The following is a 21,509-nucleotide window of genomic DNA, read 5'->3' as shown; positions in this document are numbered from 1 at the left end:
GGGCAGGGCGCCTGGCTCCCTCACCAAAGGGCGCTTCGCTCATGTGCGAAGGCGCGGCGATGCCTAGACTGGCCCTGCCATGCATCGTCCACTGTGATCCTCCCTGTGTGGTGTGGGAGGGGCGAGGACACAGCAGCGTGCGTGGCCCTGTTGCTGGAACGCCTGGGCGAAGGCCTGTTGTCGGTGCGCACCGACGACGCCTTCCGCCACGGGCCGCTTGCAGGCGCGTGAGAACGCGCTAGAACGAAGAGATGGAACGAAGGAGTGCAGCCATGGCCACCCAACCCGATCTTCCGTCTCCGATCACGCCCGACCTGCCGGTCGAGCCCGACGAAGGGCCGGAGCACGCGCCCGACGAGCCCACCGACCCCGAGCCGCCACCCAGCGCGAGGTAGGCAGAGCGCCCGTCGCGCCGCGCTAAGCTCGCGCGATGGATGAAATCGATTGCGCCGTCATCGGTGCCGGCGTGGTGGGTCTGGCCGTGGCGCGCGCATTGGCGCTCGCGGGCCGGGAGGTGCTGGTGCTGGAGTCCGAAGGGGCCATCGGCACGGGAACGAGTTCGCGCAACAGCGAGGTGATCCACGCGGGCATCTACTACCCGCAGGGGTCGCTGAAAGCGACGCTGTGCGTGGAAGGACGCGACGCGCTCTACAGCTACGCGCAGGCACGCGGCGTGCCGCACAGCCGCTGCGGCAAGCTCATCGTGGCGACCTCGGCCGAACAGGTGGGCCAGCTCGACGCGATCCGCGCCAAGGCCGCGGCCAACGGCGTGGACGATCTGGTGCTGCTCACCGCGCAGCAAGCCAACGCGATGGAGCCGCAGCTGCATTGCGTGGCGGCGCTGCATTCGCCGAGCACGGGCATCGTCGACAGCCACGCGTTGATGCTGGGCCTGCTCGGCGATCTTGAGAACGCGGGCGGCATGCTGGCGCTCAAGTCGCCCATCGAACGGGCCGAATGCGTGGACGGGGCCGTCGTGCTGATCGCCGCCGACGGCACGGCGCTGCGCTGCCGCACCGTGGTCAATGCCGCCGGGCTGGGCGCGCCGGCGCTGGCGCGGCGCTTCGAAGGCATGCCGGCGTCGGTGGTGCCGCGCGAGTACTTCGCCAAGGGCAGCTACTTCACGCTCGCGGGCCGCGCGCCTTTCGGTCGGCTCATCTATCCCGTGCCGGAACCGGGCGGGCTCGGCGTGCACCTGACGCTCGACCTCGGCGGGCAGGCCAAGTTCGGGCCCGACGTGCAATGGGTCGAGGCGGTCGACGATCTCGTGGTCGATCCCGCACGCGGCGAGCGCTTCTACGATGAGGTGCGCAGGTACTGGCCGGCGTTGCCCGACGGTGCGTTGATTCCGGGCTATGCGGGCATGCGTCCGAAGATCTCGGGGCCGGACGCGCCCGCGGCCGACTTCGTGATCGCGGGGCCGGCGTCGCACGGGGTGCCGGGGCTGGTCCACCTGTTCGGCATCGAGTCGCCCGGACTCACCAGTTGCCTGGCCATCGGACAGCACGTGGCGGACCTGCTCGCCGACGCCTGATGCATGCACTCGGGCACAACTGAGCACATCTGTCGCGCATGAGGGGCTTTCGAGCCTGTAACATGACAGCACGCCATATGCTGGCGTGAAGCCGCCGGCGCGGTGCCGGTGTCATCACGGAGGAAAGATTCCAATGAGTGCATCCAACAATCTTGAAGCAGCAGCCGAAGACATCGCAAGCGACGTGCGCGGCGTGCTGGCCAGCAAGGACCTGGATTCGGTTCCCCACATCAAGGCGCTGCGCCAACGCATCGACACCAAGCTCGCCATCGCGCGCGAGCTGGCTTCCGAAAAGAGCAAGCTGGCCGCCAAGAAGGCGCGCCAGGCGGCCACCGCCACCAACACCTACGCCCACGACGAACCTTGGCAGGTTGCCGGCGCCGCACTGGCCGTCGGCGTGCTGGTGGGTCTGTTGCTTGGCCGCCGCTGAGCGTCACTGCACCGGCCTGAGCGCGCACCGCCGTCCCTTCGTTCGCCGTCGCCACGCTGTGGCCGGTGAGGGCGGAGGCGGCGCATGAGACTGCTGTCCCTGTTCGGGCTCGATGCCCGCATCCGCCGGTTGCGCATCGCCGCCGCCGAAGGTGCGCTGGCGGCCGAGGACCGGGTGCAGTTGCTGCGCATGGCCTGGGAGGACGAGAAGCAGCGCCTGAAGCTGACCCTCGTCCTGGTCGTCGCCGTACTGGGGCTGACCACCGTCGCGGTGGCGCTGCTCTCGATGGCGGTGGTCGTGCATTACTGGGACACGCCGTACCGCGTCACCGCCGCCTGGGTGGTGGCCGGTGTCTGGGCGGTGCTGTGGCTGGCGGCCGTCATCGGCCTGATGCGCAGCCTGAGCAACGCTTCCAACAGCTTCGTTCCGACCTTTCAGGAGTTCGAGCGCGACTGGGCCTGGGTCCAGGACCGCTTCAACCTCGGCAAGGACCCGGAGCTGGACGACGAAGCGCCGCGCCCGCCGCGCCCCGCTACGCGCGAAGAGCTGCTGGCCCGCATGGACCGCCAGCGCGAGCGCATCGCCACCCTGCAGGGCGGTCGCGAGACGCAGCCGGCCTCGGGCGAGCCCGTCAACGAATCGGCCGCGGCAACCGCGTTGCGCATTGCGCGCGAGCATCCGGTGGCCGCCGGGGTGGTCGCTGCCGCCGCTGTGGCGGTGATTCGCCCGAAGCGGCTGCTGCGCTGGGCCACGGTCATTGCGCCGGTGCTCTGGCGCATGCGCTGAGCCACCGGCAGCAAAAAGAAGAACCGGCTCAGGCCTTGCGGCGATCCTGCTGCAACGCCTGGGCCGTTTCGCGGACCAGCCCGGGGCCGCGATAGATCAGGCCGGTGTAGATCTGCACCACGTCCGCGCCCGCGGCGATCTTGGCCTTGGCATCGGCCGCACTCAGGATGCCGCCCACCCCGATGATCGGAAAGTCCTTGCCCAGCGCCGCGCGCAGTTGCGCGATGACGCGGTTGCTGGCTTCGCGCACCGGCGCGCCCGAGAGGCCTCCGGCTTCCTGCGCGTGTGGCAGGCCGGCCACGGCGTCGCGTGCGAGCGTGGTGTTGGTGGCGATCACGCCGTCCATGCCGTGGCGCTGCAGCGTGGCGGCAATCACCGCGACCTGCGCGTCGTCGAGGTCGGGGGCGATCTTCACGAACAGCGGCGCGCGCTTGCCGTGGCGCGTGGCCAGCGCTTCGCGCCGCTCGGCCACGGCGCCCAGCAGCGCATCGAGCGCTTCGTCGCTCTGCAGCGAGCGCAGGTTGGCCGTGTTGGGGCTGGAGATGTTGATCGTCACGTAGTCCGCGTGCGGGTAGACGCCGTCCAGGCAGGCCAGGTAGTCGTCCACCGCGCGCTCGATCGGCGTGGCCGCGTTCTTGCCGATGTTCAGGCCCAGCAGCATGGGCGACTTGCCGCCGCCGGCCTGCTTGCGAAAGCGCGCCTTCTGCACGTTGGCCAGGAAGGCGTCGAGCCCTTCGTTGTTGAAGCCCAGGCGGTTGATCAGCGCGTCGCGCTGCGGCAGGCGGAACATGCGCGGCTTCGGGTTGCCGGGCTGGCCCTTGGGCGTGACGGTGCCGACCTCGACGAAACCGAAGCCCATGGCTGCGAAGGCATCGATGCAGCGTGCGTTCTTGTCCAGCCCGGCGGCCAGGCCGACGCGGTTGGGGAAATTCAGGCCTGCGAGCTGGATGGGGTCTTCGACGCGCGTCGCCGCGTAGGCGCAGGCCAAGGGCGTGTTCTGGGTGCGGGCCAGGCCGTCGAGGGTGATTTCATGGGCGTGCTCGGGGTCGAAACCGAACAGAAAAGGGCGGGCCAGGCCATAGAGCGAAGAGGGCAGCAGCAAGGGCATCGGATAATTCTCGACTTCAATGAGCCAAGGATTCTCCGCGATGACCGCACCCGCCTCCCCAACCCCTCTTTCCCAGGATGAACTCAAGGCCCAGGTCGGCCTTGCCGCGCTGGCCTACGTGGTCAAGGGCGAGATCGTCGGCGTGGGCACCGGCTCCACGGTCAACAAGTTCATCGACGCGCTGGCCACGATCAAGGACGAGATCAAGGGTGCCGTCTCCAGCTCGGTCGCGTCCACCGAGCGCCTGCGCGCACTGGGCATCCCGGTGTTCGACAGCAACGAGGTGGAAGAACTGGCCGTCTACATCGACGGCGCCGACGAGATCGACCACCGGGGCTTCATGGTGAAGGGCGGCGGCGCGGCGCTCACGCGCGAGAAGATCGTCGCGGCGCAGTCCAAGCGCTTCATCTGCATCGCCGATGCCTCCAAGCTGGTCGAGACGCTCGGCGCCTTTCCGCTGCCGGTGGAGGTGATCCCGATGGCCGTGCGCCGCGTGATGCGCCAGTTCGCCGGCCTGGGCGGCATCGCCCAGGTGCGCGAGAAAGACGGCCTGCCGCTGGTGACCGACAACGGCCAGCACATCGTCGACGTGACCGGCCTGCGGATCACCGACCCGCGCGCCTTCGAATCCGAAGTGAGCCAGTGGCCCGGCGTGGTGACGGTGGGGGTCTTCGCCCACCAGAAGGCCGACGTGTGCCTGCTGGGCACGGCGTCGGGCGTGAAGACGTTGCAGTTCGCCGGCTGAACGGCGGCGATGCAGCACGGGGGCGGGGCCCCCGTCGTTCCTAGAACTTGATGCCGGCCGGGTTGTTCGGGCCCGGCGCGTTCGAGGGCGGTGCCGGCGCGGGGTTCGGCGGCTGCAGGGGCGTGTCGGTCGCACGGGGCGCGGCCGCCGCCGGTGCCTGCTGCGCAACGAGCGGACGCGCTGCGGGCGGGCGGTAGCCTGGAGGCAGGCTGTTGCTCTTGGGATAGCCGGCCGCGTCGAGGTAGCGCGACCATTCCACATCCGAGAAGCCCTTGAGCTGTTGCGATCCGACGGTCAGCAGCGGCAATGCGTTCTGTCCGCTCAGGCGCTGCAGGGCGTCGACGTCCTCGTTGCTCTTGATGGTGCGTTCCTCGAAGGGAATGCCGCGCGTGGTGAGCAGCGTGCGCGCCTCGTTGCAGGGGCCGCAGCCTTCGCCGCTGTACAGCGTGACGGGGTAGCGCTGTGCCACCTGGCGCAGTTCGTAGGGAAGCCCGCTGTTCGTCGGCGCGTTGACGCCAGCGGGCTGGGGCCCGCCCGTCGGCGCGTTGGTGACGACGGGGGGCTGGTCCGAGAACGTGACCTTGCCGTTCTTGTCGACCTGGCGGTAGACCGCCTGGGCCAGCACGCTGGCGGTCGACAGCACGAGGACCAGGCCGATCAGGCCGCGCATCGGGAGTTTGTAAAAAGTCGGATACATATCTCCCGAGTATCGCAAGCTTCAGCGCCGTATCAAGCGGGCTGGGCCTGAGCCATGCCCTGATGTCGCAGCAGCGCATCAAGCTGCGGCTCGCGGCCCCGGAAGGCCTTGAACGAATCCATGGCGCTGCGGCTGCCGCCGGCCTCCAGGATGGCCTGACGGTATCGGCGGCCGGTCTCGATGTTGGGCTCGCCGTCGGCGCCCACGGTTTCCTCGAAGGCCGCGTAGGCGTCGGCGCTCAGCACCTCGGCCCACTTGTAGCTGTAGTAGCCGGCCGCGTAGCCGCCCGAGAAGATGTGGCTGAAGGTGTTCGGCGTTCGGCTGAAGGGCGGCGAGGGCATCACGGCCACTTCCGCGCGCACCTGGCCGAGCAGCGCCATCACGGCGCCCGGGGCGGCAGCAGCAGCCTGGTGCTCGGTGTGCAGCAGCATGTCGAACAGCGAGAACTCGATCTGGCGCAGCGTCTGCAGCCCGCTCTGGAAGTTCTTGGCGGCGGTCATCTTGTCGAAGAGCGCGCGCGGCAGCGGCTCGCCGGTGTCGACGTGGGCCGTCATGTGGGCGAGCACGTCCCACTCCCAGCAGAAGTTTTCCATGAACTGGCTCGGCAGCTCGACCGCGTCCCACTCGACGCCGCTGATGCCCGACACGTCGCGCTCGTTCACCTGCGTGAGCATGTGGTGCAGGCCGTGGCCGAACTCGTGGAAGAGGGTGGTCACGTCGTCGTGCGTGAGCAGTGGCGGCTTGCCGTCGACGCCGCTGGCGAAGTTGCAGACCAGCTGCGCGACCGGCGTCTGGAGCACGCCATCGTCGGGGCGCAGCCAGCGGGCGCGCACGTCGTCCATCCAGGCGCCGCCGCGCTTGGCGGCGCGGGCGGAGGGATCGAGGTAGAACTGGCCGACCTTCTGGCCGGCGCGCTCGATGCGGTAGAACTCGACGCTCGGGTGCCAGGTGGGCGCGCTGTCGCGACGGATCGACACCTCGAACAGCGTCTCGACGATCTTGAACAGGCCCGCCATCACCTTCGGCGCTGGGAAGTACTGCTTCACCTCCTGTTCGCTGAAGGCGTAGCGTGCTTCCTTGAGCTTCTCGCCGACGTAGGTCCAGTCCCAGGCCTGCGGGTCGAGGAGGTTCAGCTGCTCGGCCGCGAAGGCGCGCAGGTCGGCCAGGTCGCGCTCGCCGTAGGGCTTGGCCTTGGCGGCGAGGTCGCGCAGGAACTTGACGACCTGCTCGGGCGATTCGGCCATCTTGGGCACGACCGAGAGTTCGCCGTAGTTCTTGTAGCCCAGCAGCTTCGATTCTTCCTCGCGCAGCGCGAGGATCTCGGTGATGAGCGCGGTGTTGTCGAACTTCGGATCGCCGAGTTCGCTGGCGCGCGTGACGTAGGCGCGGTACAGGGTTTCGCGCAGCGCGCTGCTCTTGGCGAACTGCATCACCGGCAGGTAGCACGGCATCTTGAGCGTGAGCTTGTAGCCCTTCTTGCCTTCGGCCTCGGCGGCCGCGCGTGCGGCGCTCACCACGTCTTCGGGCACGCCGTCGAGCTCACCGAGCTGCGCGTAGTGCGCGAAGGCGTCGGTGGCGTCGAGGGCGTTCTCGCTGAACTTCTGGCTCAGCTCGGCCTGGCGTTCCTGGATGTCGGCAAAGCGCTGCTTGGCCTCGCCCTGCAGCTCGGCGCCGCCGAGCACGAAGTTGCGCACGGCGTTCTTGTGCGCCTGGCGCTGTTCGGGGTTGAGCGTGGCCGGGTCGATGGCCTTGTACTTGGCATACAGGCGCTCGTCGGAACCCAGGCGCGTCCAGAAGGCGGTGACGCGCGGCATGGCCTCGTTGTAGGCGGCGCGCAGCTCGGGCGTGTCGGCCACGGCGTTGAGATGGCCCACGGCGCCCCAGGCGCGGCTGAAACGTTCGGAGGCCACGTCGAGCACCTTCGAGATCGCGATCCAGTCGGCCGGGAATTCGGGCGCCGTCACCGTCTGCAGCGCGGCCTCGGCATCGGCCAGCAGCGCGTCGACCGCGGGCGACACGTGTTCGGGCTTGATGCGATCGAACAGGGGGAGGTCGGTGAAGTCGAGGAGCGGATTGGTCATGTGAAAGATCCTGGGCGAGCGTAGCGAAGCCATTTCGGGAACCACCGCGGAACCGGCTTTGCCGGGCCGCTGGTGGTGCCCGTTGAGGGGGAGGCGGCTACACGCAGTGAGCCAACAACGGGGTGGTTCTTATCTTGCGGCGCGTTCGGCCGCTTCAAGGGTGTTGACCAGAAGCATGGCGCGCGTCATCGGGCCGACGCCGCCAGGCACGGGGGTGATCCAGCCGGCCACTTCCTTCACGCCGTCGAAATCGACGTCGCCGGCCAGCTTGCCGTCGGCCTTGCGGTTCATGCCCACGTCGATGACGACCGCGCCGGGCTTCACCATGTCGGCGGTCAGCAGGTCGAGCTTGCCCACGGCGGCGACGACCACGTCGGCCTGGCGCGTGAGGGCTCCCAGGTCTTTCGTGGCGCTGTGGCAGATGGTGACGGTGGCGCTCTTGGCCAGCAGCATCATGGCCATGGGCTTGCCGACGATGTTGCTGCGGCCGATGACCACGGCGTGCTTGCCGCGCAGGTCATAGCCGATCGATTCGAGCATCTTCATGCAGCCGTGCGGCGTGCAGGGCCAGAAGCCCGGGGCACCGGTCATCAGCGCGCCGGCGCTGGCCACGTGGAAGCCGTCGACGTCCTTGGCGGGCGAGATGGTCTCGATGACCTTCTGGCTGTCCATGTGCTTGGGCAGCGGCAATTGAACGAGGATGCCGTGCACCTTGGGGTCGTCGTTGAGGGCGCGGATGCGCGCCAGCAGGTCGGCCTCGCTCAGGTCGGCGGGGTAGGTCTCGAGCGTGGCCGAGAGGCCGGTCTCGGTACTGTCGTTGACCTTGTGCTTGGTGTAAACCTGGCTCGCCGGATCGCTGCCCACCAGGATGATGGACAGGGCCGGATTCACGCCGCGGGCCTTCAGCGCAGCGGTGCGGCCGGACACCTCGGCGCGGATGGTTTTGGCGAGGGCGTTGCCGTCGATCAGTTGGGCGGTCATCGGTTTTGATTTTCCAAGTAAAAACGCCCGCTTGCGCAGGCGTGGGGAAGGTGCGTGGCTATCGCAGGGATAGCTGCAGCTCAGGAGGCCTTGGCGGCTGGGGCCGCTTGCCCGAGCGCGATCTTGAGCAGATCGGCCACGGTGTTGGCGTTGAGCTTTTCCATGATGTTGGCGCGGTGCGCCTCCACCGTCTTGATGCTGATGCCCAGGTCGTCGGCGATCTGCTTGTTCAGGCGGCCGGCGACGATGCGCTCGAGCACCTGGGCTTCGCGGCCCGTGAGCTTGGACAGCAGCGCGTCGCGGCTGGCCGACTGCTGGTGCTGCGTGAAGGCGCCGCGTGCGTGTTCGAGCATGCGCTCGACCAGCGACACCAGCTCTTCGTCGTTGAAGGGCTTCTGGATGAAATCCATCGCGCCCTTCTTCATGCTGTCGACCGCCATCGGCACGTCGCCGTGGCCGGTGATGACCACGATCGGCAACGGAGAGCGCCGTTCGATCAGCCGATCCTGCAATTCGAGGCCGGTCATGCCGGCCATGCGGATATCGACGATCAGACAGGCGACTTCGCGCGGGTCGTATCGGGAGAGAAAGGATTCGGCGGACTCGAAACAGCGGACTCTGTAGTCCTTGCCTTCGAGCAGCCATTGCAGCGAATCGCGTACGGCTTCGTCGTCATCGACGACATAGACCGTGCCCTTCTTCGGAATCAAACTCATGCAGGTACCTTTGCCTCGTCGCTTGCTACGGAACTGATAGCGTCCAACACCGGAATCCAGAAGGAAAAACGGCATCCGATCACATCCGGGCCATTGTAGATGTTCTCCGCCTGCATCCGGCCGCGGTGCGACTCGACGATGGTGCGGCACAGGTTGAGCCCGATGCCCATGCCCTCGGGCTTGGTGGAGAAGAAGGCCTCGTAGAGCCGGTCCATGACCTCGGGCGAGAGCCCTTTGCCCGTGTCCTGCACCGAGAACTCGATGGCATTGTGCCCCTCGATCACCTTGGGCAGCACGCGCAACTCGACGCTGCGGCGCGCCAGCGGGCGGTCGGCGATGTCGATGGATTCGGCCGCGTTCTTCAGCAGGTTGACCATCACCTGCTCGATGAGGATCGGGTCGACGCGCACCACCGGCAGCCGCGCGGCCACGTAGTGGTTCAGGCGCACGTTGCGCCGGCGCAGCTCGATGCCCGCGAGTTCGACCGCCTCGCTCACCATGGTGGCGACGTCGGCCGGCGTGCGGTTGGGCTCGCTGCGCTTCACGAAGGAGCGGATGCGCTGGATGATCTGGCCCGCGCGCTGCGCCTGCTTCGAGGTTTTTTCGAGCGCGGCGAGCAGGGCGTCGTTGTCGATCGTCTGGCCCTTGATGCGCGACATCATCCCGTTGCAGTAGTTGGCGATGGCCGTGAGCGGCTGGTTGAGCTCGTGCGCCACGCTGGAGGCCATTTCGCCCATGGTGATCAGGCGGCTCGCGGCCTGGGCCTTGTCGGCCTGCGCGGCGGCTTGCTCTTCGGCGTCGCGGCGCGGCGTGATGTCGGTGGCGATCACCAGCTGCGCCAGGCGCCCGTCGACCCAGGTCAGGTAGCGCGAGCGCACCTCGAGCCACTTGCCCAGGTGCGGCACGAAGATCTCGTTGTTCGCGGTCTGGGCGGCGGTGAGTGTGTCGATCGGCAGGCCGGCGTAGGGGTCGACGTCGTCCAGGCCTTCGTCGTGCGCGTTCGACGGCGGCACGCCGGCCTGCGCCACCATGCCCAGGTGGCCCACGGTATCGGAGCCGAACCACAGGCGGTACAGCTTGTTGGCGAACAGCAGTTCTTCGCTGCCGATGGGCGCCACCGACACGGCGGCGTCGAGTGCTTCGAGCACGGTGGTGAAGCGTTCGTACGAGGCGGACAGCTGCTCGCGGATGCGCGTCGGCTCGGTGATGTCTGTCATCGACGTCATCCAGCCGGTCTGGTGGCCGCGCGCGTCGATCAGCGGCGACACATACAGGCGCGCGTTGAACACGCTGCCGTTCTTGCGCTTCACGCGCACCTGGAAGCCGCCGGGCAGGGCGCGACCGTGCAGTTCTTCTTCGAGGCGCTCGTTCATCACCTCGCGGTCGGATTCGAGCCAATAGGGGAAGGGCGGCGTCTGGCCGACCAGCTCGTCTTCGCTCCAGCCCGTCATGGCGCAGAACGCGGCGTTCACGTAGGTGATGCGGCCTTGCAGGTCGAGCACGCGCATGCCGGTGAGCATGGAGTTTTCCATCGCGCGGCGGAAGTTGGTCTCGGCGACCAGCCGCTGCTGCGCCTGCAGGCGGCGGCGCGTGTGGCGCCAGGTGCCGATCAGCATCCAGCTGGTCATCACGCTGAGGGCGCACACGAGCCAGAAGAGGCCGTTGCCCACCACGCCCTGCGAGGTGCGGTAGGCCTGCGCGCGCAGCATCAGCGCGTTGCCCACGGGCGACACCGGCACTTCGTATTCGTTGGTGGCTTCGGTCCAGGGCAGCAGGCGGGTGCCGCTGTTCTTCAGCGGCGTGGTGTTGCCGGCGATGACGTTGCCCTTGGCGTCGAGCAGCGAGACGGCGTAGCGCGCCTGCACCTCGGAGGGCATGCCATAGCGCAGCAGGCCGTCGATGGAGAACTCGCCGAGCACGACGCCCGCGAACAGGCCCTGGTCGAACAGCGGGATGTGCAGCTGCAGCATCGCGGCGGGTTCACCGCCGGCCACGGGCTGCGAGTACACCGGCTGGCGCAGCTCGCGCGCCAGCGCGTAGTTGCTTTCGATGTCGCCGGGACGCAGCACGTCGCCGATCAGGTGTTGTTGCGCCGGATGCACGCTGGGCGCGGCATAGCCGGCCTTGAAACGGCGGCGGTCGTCGATCCAGCTGATGGTCTGCAGCTCGGGGAACTGGCTCACCAGCGACTCGGCGCGGCTCGTGAATTCGACCGGGTCGATCTCGCGGTTGGAAGCATCGCGCGCGATGCGCATCAGCTGTTCCTGCCGCTCCAGCAAACGCAGGCGCATGCGCTGTTGCGCGTACTCGACATCGCGCCGCACCGACTCCTGCTCGCGCTCGACTTCTTCGGAGCGCAGGTACCAGAACGCCGACACGATGGCCGCGAGAAACAACAGCACGGCCGCCATCGGCGCGAGCATCGCGACGGCGTCCTGCAGCACGGGTGTCTGCTTGCGCCACCACGTGCGCCACCAGGACAGCGGCGAGGCTTTGACGGCACTGCGGGCGACCGCGAGCGGGGAGGAAAGGGGCATGGGCGGAGTTTAGGTGATGGCCCTCCCGGCGAAGAGGCCCTGCCGGGGACGTGCCTCCTTGATATTTCATAATAAGAAATCAACAAGCACTATTTGAAATAGGGAAACTTCTATGCGAAACTCCGGCGCGCTCGGTGCCCAGCGCACTAAATTACAGCCACAGCCCTAAAAGGAGAGACAAGCATGTCGGCAAATCCCGAGAACCTGTTCGGCTCGGCCGCAAACGATGCGGACGCCCAGGAGACGCGTGAATGGATGGATGCACTGTCTTCCGTCATCCAGAGCGAAGGGCCCGAGCGGGCGCACTTCCTGCTCGAACAACTGCTCGAACATGCGCGCCAGAACAGCGTCGACATGCCGTTCTCGGCCAACACCGGCTACGTGAACACCATCGAGCCGGGCGTGGAAGCCCGCAGCCCCGGTAACCTCGAGATCGAACAGCGCCTGCGCGCCTACATGCGCTGGAACGCCATGGCCATGGTGGTCAAGGCCAACCGCATCCACCCGCCCGAAGGCGGTGACCTGGGCGGCCACATCGGTTCCTTCGCCTCGCTGGCCAGCATGTTCGGCGCCGGCTTCAACCACTTCTGGCACGCCGAGAGCGAAAACCACGGCGGCGACCTGCTGTACATCCAGGGCCACGTGTCGCCCGGCATCTACGCCCGCGCCTACCTCGAAGGCCGCCTCTCCGAAGACCAGCTGCTCAACTTCCGCCAGGAAGTCGACGGCAAGGGCCTGTCGAGCTACCCGCACCCGAAGCTGATGCCCGAGTTCTGGCAGTTCCCCACGGTGTCGATGGGCCTGGGCCCGCTGATGGCGATCTACCAGGCGCGCTTCCTGAAGTACCTGCATGCCCGCGGCATCGCCAACACCGAGAACCGCAAGGTCTGGGTGTTCTGCGGCGACGGCGAAATGGACGAAGTCGAATCGCTCGGCGCCATCGGCCTGGCCGCGCGCGAGAACCTCGACAACCTGATCTTCGTCATCAACTGCAACCTGCAGCGCCTGGACGGCCCGGTGCGCGGCAACGGCAAGATCATCCAGGAGCTCGAAGGCGAGTTCCGCGGCGCCAACTGGAACGTCATCAAGCTCATCTGGGGCAAGGGCTGGGACGCCCTGCTAGAGAAGGACCATGACGGCGCGCTGCGCAAGATCATGATGGAGTGCAACGACGGCGACTACCAGTCGTTCAAGGCCAACGACGGCGCCTACGTGCGCAAGAACTTCTTCGGCCGCGACCCGCGCACGCTGAAGATGGTCGAGCACCTGACCGACGACGAGGTCTGGAACCTGCAGCGCGGCGGCCACGATTCGCAGAAGGTGTACGCCGCCTTCCACGCCGCCCAGAACCACAAGGGCCAGCCCTCGGTGCTGCTCGTCAAGACCGTCAAGGGCTTCGGCATGGGCAAGATCGGCGAAGGCAAGAACACGGTCCACCAGACCAAGAAGCTCGGCGACGAGGACATCAAGGCCTTCCGCGACCGCTTCAACATCCCGATTCCCGACAGCCAGATTGCCGAGCTGCCGTTCTACAAGCCGGCCGACGACACGCCGGAAATGCGCTACCTGCACGAGCGCCGCAAGGCCCTGGGCGGTTACCTGCCGCACCGCCGTGTCAAGGCCGACGAGAGCTTCACGGTGCCCTCGCTCGACACCTTCAAGGCGGTGATGGAGCCCACGGCCGAAGGCCGCGAAATTTCGACCACGCAAGCCTACGTGCGCTTCCTCACGCAGTTGCTGCGCGACAAGGCCCTGGGCCCGCGCGTCGTACCTATCCTGGTGGACGAGGCCCGCACCTTCGGCATGGAAGGCCTGTTCCGCCAGATCGGCATCTACAACCCGCACGGTCAGCAGTACACCCCGGTCGATAAAGACCAGGTCATGTACTACAAGGAAGACAAGGCCGGCCAGATCCTGCAAGAGGGCATCAACGAAGCCGGCGGCATGTCCAGCTGGATCGCTGCGGCCACGTCGTACAGCACGAACAACCGCATCATGGTGCCGTTCTACGTGTACTACTCGATGTTCGGTTTCCAGCGCATCGGCGACCTGGCCTGGGCGGCCGGCGACATGCAGGCCCGCGGCTTCCTGCTGGGCGGCACCTCGGGACGCACCACGCTGAACGGCGAAGGCCTGCAGCACGAAGACGGCCACAGCCACATCCTGGCCAACACCATCCCGAACTGCGTGAGCTACGACCCGACCTTCGCGCACGAAGTCGGCGTGATCCTGCACCACGGCTTGAAGCGCATGGTCGAGAAGCAGGACAACGTCTACTACTACCTGACGCTGCTGAACGAAAACTACGCGATGCCCGGCCTGCAGCCCGGCACCGAAGAGCAGATCATCAAGGGCATGTACCTGTCCAAGCAGGGCCCGGTGGTCAAGGCCGCCAAGGGCGCCAAGGAAGCGCCGACCGTGCAACTGCTGGGCAGCGGCACCATCCTGCGCGAGAGCTTCGCCGCGCAAGAACTGCTCGAGAAGGAGTGGGGCGTGTCCGCTTCGGTGTGGAGCTGCCCGAGCTTCAACGAGCTGACCCGCGACGGCCAGGACGCCGACCGTTGGAACCTGCTGCACCCCGACCAGACGCCGCGCGTGCCTTTCGTGGCCGAGCAGCTCGGTGCCTCGACCGGCCCGGTGATCGCGTCGACCGACTACATGAAGGCCTACGCCGAGCAGATCCGTCCCTTCGTGCCGAAGGGCCGCAACTACAAGGTGCTGGGCACCGATGGTTTCGGCCGCAGCGACTTCCGCGCCAAGCTGCGCGAACACTTTGAGATCAATCGTCACTACATCGTGGTGGCTGCGCTCAAGGCGCTGAGCGAAGATGGCACCGTGCCGGTGGCCAAGGTGGTGGAAGCGATCAAGAAGTACGGCATCAATGTCGACAAGGTCAACCCGCTTTACGCTTGAACATCAACAACCAACGAACGAACGGCGCCTGACGGCGGGAGACAACGATATGGCAGCAGTGGAAGTGAAGGTGCCGGACATCGGCGATTTCGATGAAGTCGCGGTGATCGAGGTGCTCGTGAAGGTGGGCGACACGGTCAAGGCCGAACAGTCGCTCATCACGGTCGAATCGGACAAGGCGTCGATGGAAATCCCGTCGTCCACGGCCGGTGTGGTCAAGGAAATCAAGGTCGCCGTGGGCGACAAGGTCAAGGAAGGCTCGGTGGTGCTGGTGGTCGAGGCCGAGGGCGCGGCTGCCGCCGCCCCGGCGTCGGCCGCTGCGCCTGCTGCCGCGGCACCAGCTCCGGTTGCTGCAGCGCCTGCGCCCGCCGCAGCCGCGCCGGTGGCCTCGGGTCCGGTCGACATCAAGGTGCCGGACATCGGCGACTTCAAGGACGTCGCGGTCATCGAGCTGCTGGTGAAGGTGGGTGACACCATCGCCGCCGAGCAGTCGCTGATCACGGTGGAGTCGGACAAGGCCTCGATGGAAATCCCGTCGTCGGCCGCCGGCGTGCTGAAGGAACTCAAGGTCAAGGTGGGCGACACCGTCAACATCGGCGATCTGATCGCGGTGCTCGAAGGCGCCGCAGGGGCTGCCGCACCGGCATCGTCGCCCGCGCCGGCACAGGCCGCGGCTGCCGCGCCCGCTGCTGCCACCGCCAGCGCGCCTGCGCCGGCCGCCGCTGCGCCTGCTGCAGCCGCCCCGGCCCACCAGCCGACTTCGGCTCCCACCGGCAGCCTGCCGCACGCTTCGCCCTCGGTGCGCAAGTTCGCGCGCGAACTCGGCGTGCCGCTCGAAGAGGTCAAGGGTTCCGGCCTCAAGGGCCGCATCACGCAGGAAGACGTCCAGAACTTCACCAAGGCCGTGATGAGCGGCCAGGCCAGCACCAAGGCCTCGGCGGCCAAGGCGCCGGCCGGCGGTGGTGGCGACGGCGCGGCGCTGGGCCTCATCCCGTGGCCGAAGGTCGACTTCACGAAGTTCGGCACCGTCGAGCGCAAGGACCTGTCGCGCATCAAGAAGCTCAGCGGCGCGAACCTGCACCGCAACTGGGTGATGATCCCGCACGTCACCAACAACGACGAAGCCGACATCACCGAGCTCGAGGCCTTCCGCGTCTCCACCAACAAGGAGAACGAGAAGTCGGGCATCAAGGTCACGATGCTCGCTTTCGTGATCAAGGCGGTGGTCGCGGCGCTGAAGAAATTCCCCGACTTCAACACCAGCCTGGACGCCGACCAGCTCGTCTACAAGCAGTACTACAACATCGGCTTCGCGGCCGACACGCCCAACGGGCTCGTGGTGCCGGTGCTGAAAGATGCCGACAAGAAGGGCATCCTGCAGATCAGCGCCGAGATGGGCGAACTCGCCAAGAAGGCACGCGACGGCAAGCTCGGCTCGGCCGACATGCAGGGCGGCTGCTTCTCGATCAGCTCGCTCGGCGGCATCGGCGGCACGCACTTCACGCCCATCATCAACGCCCCCGAAGTGGCCATCCTCGGCCTCTCCAAAGGCCAGATGAAGCCGGTGTGGGACGGCAAGCAGTTCGTGCCGCGTCTCACGTTGCCGCTGTCGCTGTCGTACGACCACCGCGTGATCGATGGCGCCCTGGCTGCGCGTTTCAACGCCTACCTGGGGCAAGTGCTCGCAGACTACCGCCGCATCCTGCTATGACCACCGTAGTGGCCGTCCGCAAAGGCGGCCAGGTCACGATGGCGGCAGACTCGCTGGTGACCTTCGGCGACACGCGCATGTCGCACAACGCCGAAGCGAACCAGAAGATCTTCACCGTCGAGGATGCCGCGGGCCAGAGCCTGTTCGCGGTGGCGGGCGCCGCCGCGCACCAGCTGGTGCTCCAGCATGCGCTGGCGGCCCAGCCGCGCGAGGCGCTCCAGTTCGGCAGCAAGCACGAGGTGTTCCACACCTTCACGCAGCTGCATCCGGTGCTGAAGGACTCGTTCTTCATGCAGACCAAGGAAGACGAGCACGAGCCCTACGAGTCGAGCCAGTTCACCATGCTGCTGGCCAACCCGAGCGGCATCTACGGCATCTACAGCTACCGCGAGGTGTTCGAGTTCAAGCAGTACTGGGCCATCGGCTCGGGACGCAGCTTCGCGCTCGGCGCCATGCACGCGGCCTATGAAAACAAGTCGCGCAACGCGCGCGACGTGGCGGAGGCAGGCATCGCCGCCGCCTGCGAATTCGATCGCAATTCGGCCCTGCCGGCCGACGTTCTCACACTCAAACTGAAAGTGTCCAAATGAGCGAACAACACATCAAGGTGCCGGACATCGGCGACTTCGACGAAGTCGCGGTGATCGAGGTGCTGGTCAACGTCGGCGACACGGTCAAGGCCGAGCAGTCGCTCATCACGGTCGAATCGGACAAGGCCTCGATGGAGATTCCCTCGTCGGCTGCCGGCGTGGTGAAGTCGCTGGCCGTGAAGGTGGGCGACAAGGTCAAGGAAGGCTCGGTCGTGCTGACGCTCGAGGTCGACGGGGCCGCTGCGGCCGCGCCGGCTGCTGCAGCACCCGCACCGGCGGCAGCTGCGCCTGCACCCAAGGCGGCCGCACCGGCCCCTGCCGCGGCAGCGTCCGTGGTGGTGTCCAGCTACGGCGGCAAGGTCGATGTCGAGTGCGACGTGGTCGTGCTCGGCGCCGGCCCCGGTGGCTACTCGGCTGCCTTCCGCGCGGCCGACCTCGGCCTGAAGGTCGTGCTGATCGAACGCTACGCCACGCTCGGCGGCGTGTGCCTGAACGTCGGCTGCATTCCTTCGAAGGCGCTGCTGCACGTGGCTTCCGTCATGGACGAGGTGAAGCATTTCGCCGACTTGGGCGTGAGCTTCGCCGCGCCCACGGTCGACCGCGCCAAGCTGCTCGGCCACAAGAACAAGGTGGTGGGCAAGCTCACCGGCGGCCTCACGGCCATGGCCAAGATGCGCAAGGTGACGGTGCTGCGCGGCGTGGGCAACTTCATCGACCCGTACCACCTGGAAGTCGAAGAGACGTCGGGTACGAGCTGGGACACCACGGGCAAGAAACAGACCGTCAAGTTCCGCAACGCGATCATCGCGGCCGGCTCGCAGTCGGTGAGCCTGCCCTTCATGCCGAAGGACCCGCGCGTGGTCGACTCGACGGGCGCGCTCGAAATGGGCACCGACCCCAAGCGCATGCTGGTGCTGGGCGGCGGCATCATCGGCCTCGAAATGGGCACGGTGTATTCGACGCTGGGTGCGCGCCTCGATGTGGTCGAAATGCTCGACGGCCTGATGCAAGGCGCCGACCGCGACCTCGTGAAGGTCTGGCAGAAGATGAACGCGCCGCGCTTCGACAACATCATGCTCAAGACCAAGACGGTCGGCGCCGAAGCCACGAAGGAAGGCATCAAGGTCACTTTCGAGGGCGAGAACGCGCCGAAGGAACCGCAGGTGTACGACCTCGTGCTGCAGGCCGTGGGCCGCAGCCCGAACGGCAAGAAGATCGGCGCCGAGAAGGCCGGCATCACGGTGAGCGATCGCGGCTTCATTCCGGTCGACATCCAGATGCGCACCAACGTGCCGCACATCTTCGCCATCGGCGACATCGTGGGCCAGCCCATGCTGGCGCACAAGGCGGTGCACGAGGCGCATGTGGCGGCTGAAGTGATCGCCGGCGAGCAGAAGGGCGACAAGGAGCTGTCCAGCGCCGCCTTCAACGCCCGCGTGATCCCCAGCGTGGCCTACACCGACCCCGAAGTGGCGTGGGTCGGGCTCACGGAAGACCAGGCCAAGGCCGAAGGCATCAAGGTCAAGAAGGGCCATTTCCCGTGGACCGCGTCGGGCCGCGCCATCGCCAATGGCCGCGACGAAGGCTTCACCAAGCTGCTGTTCGACGCCGAGACGCACCGCATCCTGGGTGGCGGCATCGTCGGCACGCACGCCGGCGACATGATCGGCGAGATCGCGCTGGCCATCGAGATGGGCGCGGACGAGATCGACATCGGCAAGACCATCCATCCGCACCCGACGCTGGGCGAAAGCATCGGCATGGCGGCGGAAGTGGCGCACGGTACGTGTACCGACCTGCCGCCGGCGAAGAAGGCGGCCTGATCGATAGGCGCTACGGCGCCTATCGAGCGCCCACAAAAAATCCCGCCGCGGCGGGATTTTTTTCGTCTGGAATGCGGAAGCTGGAGGCTCAGTCGCTGGCGTTGGACATGGCCGCAGCCTTGACCTCGTCGCCCTGGCCGCTGAGCACGCGGCGGGCGCCGTCGAAGCGGCGCTGCCAGTAGCTGCCGTTCATGTCTTCGACACGGACCTGGGCACCGGAGCGGGGGGAATGGATGAACTTGCCTTCGCCGACGTAGATGCCGACGTGGCTGAAGGTGCGGCGCATGGTGTTGAAGAACACGAGGTCGCCGGGCTTGAGCTGGCTGCGGTCGATCTTCTCGGTGGCGGCGGCCTGTTCTTCGGCGCGGCGCGGGAGCACGTGGCCCACCGTCTGGTTGTACATGGCGCGGACGAAGCCGCTGCAGTCGAAGCCGGATTCGGCGGTGTTGCCGCCACGGCGGTAAGGAACGCCGAGGAAACCGATGGCGGTCACGACGAGGTCGGACGTGCGCTCTGCGACGGTCTGGCGAACCTGATGGAACTGGCCGACCAGGCCGCGTTCGGCAAGGATTCGGTCCATCTCATCCGATCGATCCTGTTGAGGGGGGGCGGCGTGGACGGCCACGGCGAACAGGAGGGATACGGGTAGGACGAAAAAACGCATGGCGCGTAGGATATTGATGACGCGCAGTTATGTCAATTTAATCTGAATTGTTGAATGCGTGCGTAAACCATTGATTTACATGTGTTTTTTCGATCCAGCGGAAGAAAAAATGTAACGGTGAACGTTTATGCGGCATAAGGATTCGAATGTAAACATCTCGGCTGATATGACTTCGAAGTCTTAAAAGTCGATATGTGCATTCCATTTGTTGTCAAGACTGCCTCAAATTCAGGAAATCTTCATGAACTTGCGAAATCGCTCCTTTCTTCGCTCCCTGGGAAGCCTCTTGGTTCTCGCGGGGTGTGGCTTGGCTGGCGCGGCCACGGCGCAGGTGCGCACCGAAACCGTCGCCTCCGGTCTTGAGAACCCCTGGGGCGTGGCCTTCCTGCCGGAGGGCCGTTTCGTGGTCACCGAGAAGCCGGGGCGCCTGCGGCTGGTGGCGGCCGACGGCAAGCTGGGCGCGCCGATCCAGGGCCTGCCGCCCATCGCGGCGGGCGGGCAGGGCGGGCTGCTCGACGTGCTGGCCGACAGCGGCTTCGCGCAGAACCGCACCCTGTACTTCTGCTATTCGGAGCCCGAGGCGTCCGGCGGATCGGCCAACAGCACCGCGCTCGCGCGTGCGCGCCTGTCGGCCGACGGCACGAAGCTGGAAGCATTGCAGGTCATCTTCAGCCAGAAGCCCAAGGTCGCGAGCCGCGCGCACTTCGGCTGCCGCATCGTCGAGGCCCGCGACGGCAACCTCTTTCTCACGCTCGGCGACCGCTTCAGCCGCAAGGACGACGCGCAGACGCTGGACAACCACCACGGCAAGGTGGTGCGCATCGCCAAGGACGGCAGCGTGCCGAAAGACAACCCCTTCGTCGGCAAGCCGGGGGCGCTGCCCGAGATCTGGAGCTACGGCCATCGCAACAGCCAGGGCGCGACGCTAGCGCCCGATGGTCGCTTCTGGATGACCGAACACGGCCCGCAGGGCGGCGACGAGATCAACATCCCGCGCGCCGGCGTCAACCACGGCTGGCCGGTGATCACCTATGGCGAGAACTACGGCGGCGGCAAGATCGGCGAGGGCATCACCCGCAAGGACGGCATGGAACAGCCGCTGCATTACTGGGTGCCGTCGATCGCGCCCTCGGGCATGGCCTTCCTGACCAGCGACCGCTACGGTGCCGGCTGGAAGGGCAACCTCTTCGTGGGCTCGCTGAAGTTCGGCTATCTCGATCGCATCGAACTGAAGGACGACAAGATCGTCGCCGAGCACAAGCTGCTGGCCGACGGCCGGGCCCGCATCCGCGACGTGAAGCAGGGGCCGGACGGCCTCCTCTACGTGCTCACCGACGAGTCCGACGGCAAGCTGCTGCGCCTGCGGCCGAACTGACCGACGGCTCAGCCGGGGCAGCCCGGCAGCGGCAGCGTCGGCAGCAGGCGGCGCCAGAGCCGCCGCCACTCGGGCCAGTCGTGCCCGCCTTCGGTCGTGACCACGCGTTCCGCCGGCAACGCCCCGGCCAGCAGCCGGTGGCTGAAGGCGAAGCGGTCGTCGAGCGCGTAGCCCAGGTACAGCGGCGGCCGGTCGCCGAAGGTGCGGGTGTGGCCGACGTAGCCGCGCAGCCATTGCCACAGCTGCGTGTCGCTGGGCGTGCGCGGGTCGCTGCCGGGTGGTGCTTCGAGCGGGCCGCGCCAGCGCGACAGGCCGCCGGCGTTGGCGATGTCCTGGCTCAGCACGCGTTCGCCCAGGTAGGGTGCCAGCACGACCAGGCCGGCGAGGTCGCCGGGGTGCGTCTGGGCATACAGCAGCCCGCCGAAACCGCCGACCGAGATGCCTGCGATCCAGATCGCCTTGTAGCCCTGGCGGCGCGCCGGTGCGATCACGTCCCGATCCAGCCGGTCGAGGATGGTCTTGTTCCGGTAGTAGCCCATGTGGGCATCGACGCGCAGGGTGTCGACCGCGAGCCGGTTTTCGTTCAGCGCGTCGATGAAGCCTTCGCGCACGAACTCCTCGGGCGCCGAGTAGGCGCCGGGCAGCAGCACGACCAGCGTGTCGGCGCTGCGGGTGCAACTGCTCTTTTCCAGTGTGCTGGCCAGCGGCGCCTCGGCGGCACGCAACCCGCTGCAGCCGGCGAGCAGCAGCAACGAGGCGGCGCCGAGGAGCAGGGCGAAGCGGCGGCGCAGGAGCGACAGGGTCTGCATCCGCCGGAG

General features: G+C 67.2%; 18 protein-coding genes. 10 read left to right on the top strand and 8 right to left on the bottom strand.

Annotated features, from left to right (window positions below):
• Positions 1-272: 272 nt before the first annotated feature.
• The 4 genes from AC1RAD_RS11515 to AC1RAD_RS11500 all read left to right on the top strand — a co-directional run bounded on the left by AC1RAD_RS11515 (position 273) and on the right by AC1RAD_RS11500 (position 2,750).
• On the top strand, positions 273-395 hold the full coding sequence (locus tag AC1RAD_RS11515; protein WP_062479916.1) for a hypothetical protein: 123 nt from the start codon (positions 273-275) through the stop codon (positions 393-395).
• Positions 396-430: 35 nt separating this feature from the next.
• Entirely contained in the window at positions 431-1,534 is a 1,104-nt protein-coding gene (locus AC1RAD_RS11510) for an NAD(P)/FAD-dependent oxidoreductase (RefSeq protein ID WP_492734852.1), read from the top strand.
• A 133-nt stretch (positions 1,535-1,667) separates the two neighbouring features.
• Complete coding sequence (locus tag AC1RAD_RS11505) at positions 1,668-1,964, top strand: glycine zipper domain-containing protein (RefSeq protein WP_056580064.1); 297 nt, start codon at positions 1,668-1,670, stop codon at positions 1,962-1,964.
• 84 nt (positions 1,965-2,048) lie between these two features.
• Positions 2,049-2,750, top strand: coding sequence for a phage holin family protein (locus tag AC1RAD_RS11500; protein ID WP_062479920.1), 702 nt, complete (start codon positions 2,049-2,051; stop codon positions 2,748-2,750).
• 28 nt (positions 2,751-2,778) lie between these two features.
• Here AC1RAD_RS11500 and AC1RAD_RS11495 read toward each other — a convergent pair whose 3' ends face one another.
• Positions 2,779-3,858, bottom strand: coding sequence for a quinone-dependent dihydroorotate dehydrogenase (locus tag AC1RAD_RS11495; protein ID WP_319355874.1), 1,080 nt, complete (start codon positions 3,856-3,858; stop codon positions 2,779-2,781).
• A gap of 40 nt (positions 3,859-3,898) precedes the next feature.
• Between AC1RAD_RS11495 and rpiA the strand changes: the two genes are divergently transcribed.
• The gene (gene rpiA, locus AC1RAD_RS11490; protein ID WP_070061029.1) at positions 3,899-4,603 is read left to right on the top strand and encodes a ribose-5-phosphate isomerase RpiA; all 705 of its coding nucleotides are present in this window, start codon (positions 3,899-3,901) and stop codon (positions 4,601-4,603) included.
• A gap of 40 nt (positions 4,604-4,643) precedes the next feature.
• Here the strand turns inward: rpiA and AC1RAD_RS11485 are convergent, their stop codons facing one another.
• From AC1RAD_RS11485 to AC1RAD_RS11465, 5 genes are all read right to left on the bottom strand, one after another.
• Positions 4,644-5,273, bottom strand: coding sequence for a glutaredoxin family protein (locus tag AC1RAD_RS11485; RefSeq protein ID WP_307693132.1), 630 nt, complete (start codon positions 5,271-5,273; stop codon positions 4,644-4,646).
• A 59-nt stretch (positions 5,274-5,332) separates the two neighbouring features.
• The gene (locus tag AC1RAD_RS11480; protein WP_492734851.1) at positions 5,333-7,381 is read right to left on the bottom strand and encodes a M3 family metallopeptidase; all 2,049 of its coding nucleotides are present in this window, start codon (positions 7,379-7,381) and stop codon (positions 5,333-5,335) included.
• A gap of 129 nt (positions 7,382-7,510) precedes the next feature.
• The gene (folD, locus tag AC1RAD_RS11475) at positions 7,511-8,362 is read right to left on the bottom strand and encodes a bifunctional methylenetetrahydrofolate dehydrogenase/methenyltetrahydrofolate cyclohydrolase FolD (RefSeq protein ID WP_062479931.1); all 852 of its coding nucleotides are present in this window, start codon (positions 8,360-8,362) and stop codon (positions 7,511-7,513) included.
• Between the two features lie 80 nt (positions 8,363-8,442).
• Positions 8,443-9,078, bottom strand: coding sequence for a response regulator transcription factor (locus tag AC1RAD_RS11470; protein ID WP_056580071.1), 636 nt, complete (start codon positions 9,076-9,078; stop codon positions 8,443-8,445).
• Positions 9,075-11,615, bottom strand: coding sequence for a PAS domain-containing sensor histidine kinase (locus AC1RAD_RS11465; protein ID WP_062479933.1), 2,541 nt, complete (start codon positions 11,613-11,615; stop codon positions 9,075-9,077). The genes AC1RAD_RS11470 and AC1RAD_RS11465 overlap by 4 nt, the downstream gene beginning before the upstream one ends.
• 183 nt (positions 11,616-11,798) lie before the next feature.
• Between AC1RAD_RS11465 and aceE the strand changes: the two genes are divergently transcribed.
• Genes aceE through lpdA form a run of 4 tightly spaced genes read left to right on the top strand, consistent with a single transcriptional unit; the run spans position 11,799 to position 18,652 of the window.
• A complete protein-coding gene (aceE, locus tag AC1RAD_RS11460) occupies positions 11,799-14,528 on the top strand; it encodes a pyruvate dehydrogenase (acetyl-transferring), homodimeric type (protein ID WP_062479935.1) in 2,730 nt (909 codons plus the stop codon).
• 49 nt (positions 14,529-14,577) lie between these two features.
• Positions 14,578-16,239, top strand: a complete 1,662-nt coding sequence (gene aceF, locus AC1RAD_RS11455) for a dihydrolipoyllysine-residue acetyltransferase (RefSeq protein WP_492734850.1) — start codon at positions 14,578-14,580, stop codon at positions 16,237-16,239.
• A complete protein-coding gene (locus tag AC1RAD_RS11450; protein ID WP_492734849.1) occupies positions 16,236-16,829 on the top strand; it encodes an MFS transporter in 594 nt (197 codons plus the stop codon). Before aceF ends, AC1RAD_RS11450 begins: the two co-directional genes overlap by 4 nt.
• Positions 16,826-18,652, top strand: coding sequence for a dihydrolipoyl dehydrogenase (lpdA, locus tag AC1RAD_RS11445; RefSeq protein WP_492734848.1), 1,827 nt, complete (start codon positions 16,826-16,828; stop codon positions 18,650-18,652). Before AC1RAD_RS11450 ends, lpdA begins: the two co-directional genes overlap by 4 nt.
• Positions 18,653-18,740: 88 nt before the next feature.
• On the opposite strand, the gene AC1RAD_RS11440 is transcribed toward lpdA, so the two are convergent.
• Entirely contained in the window at positions 18,741-19,316 is a 576-nt protein-coding gene (locus AC1RAD_RS11440) for a C40 family peptidase (protein ID WP_492734847.1), read from the bottom strand.
• 241 nt (positions 19,317-19,557) lie between these two features.
• On the opposite strand from AC1RAD_RS11440, the gene AC1RAD_RS11435 reads away from it, so the two are divergent.
• The gene (locus AC1RAD_RS11435; RefSeq protein ID WP_492734846.1) at positions 19,558-20,691 is read left to right on the top strand and encodes a PQQ-dependent sugar dehydrogenase; all 1,134 of its coding nucleotides are present in this window, start codon (positions 19,558-19,560) and stop codon (positions 20,689-20,691) included.
• An 8-nt stretch (positions 20,692-20,699) separates the two neighbouring features.
• On the opposite strand, the gene AC1RAD_RS11430 is transcribed toward AC1RAD_RS11435, so the two are convergent.
• Positions 20,700-21,500, bottom strand: coding sequence for an alpha/beta hydrolase (locus tag AC1RAD_RS11430; RefSeq protein WP_492734845.1), 801 nt, complete (start codon positions 21,498-21,500; stop codon positions 20,700-20,702).
• Between the last annotated feature and the right edge of the window lie 9 nt (positions 21,501-21,509).

Source organism: Variovorax sp. GW823-FHT04B03, assembly GCF_058796495.1.
This window is presented reverse-complemented; position numbering and strand designations above follow the sequence as displayed.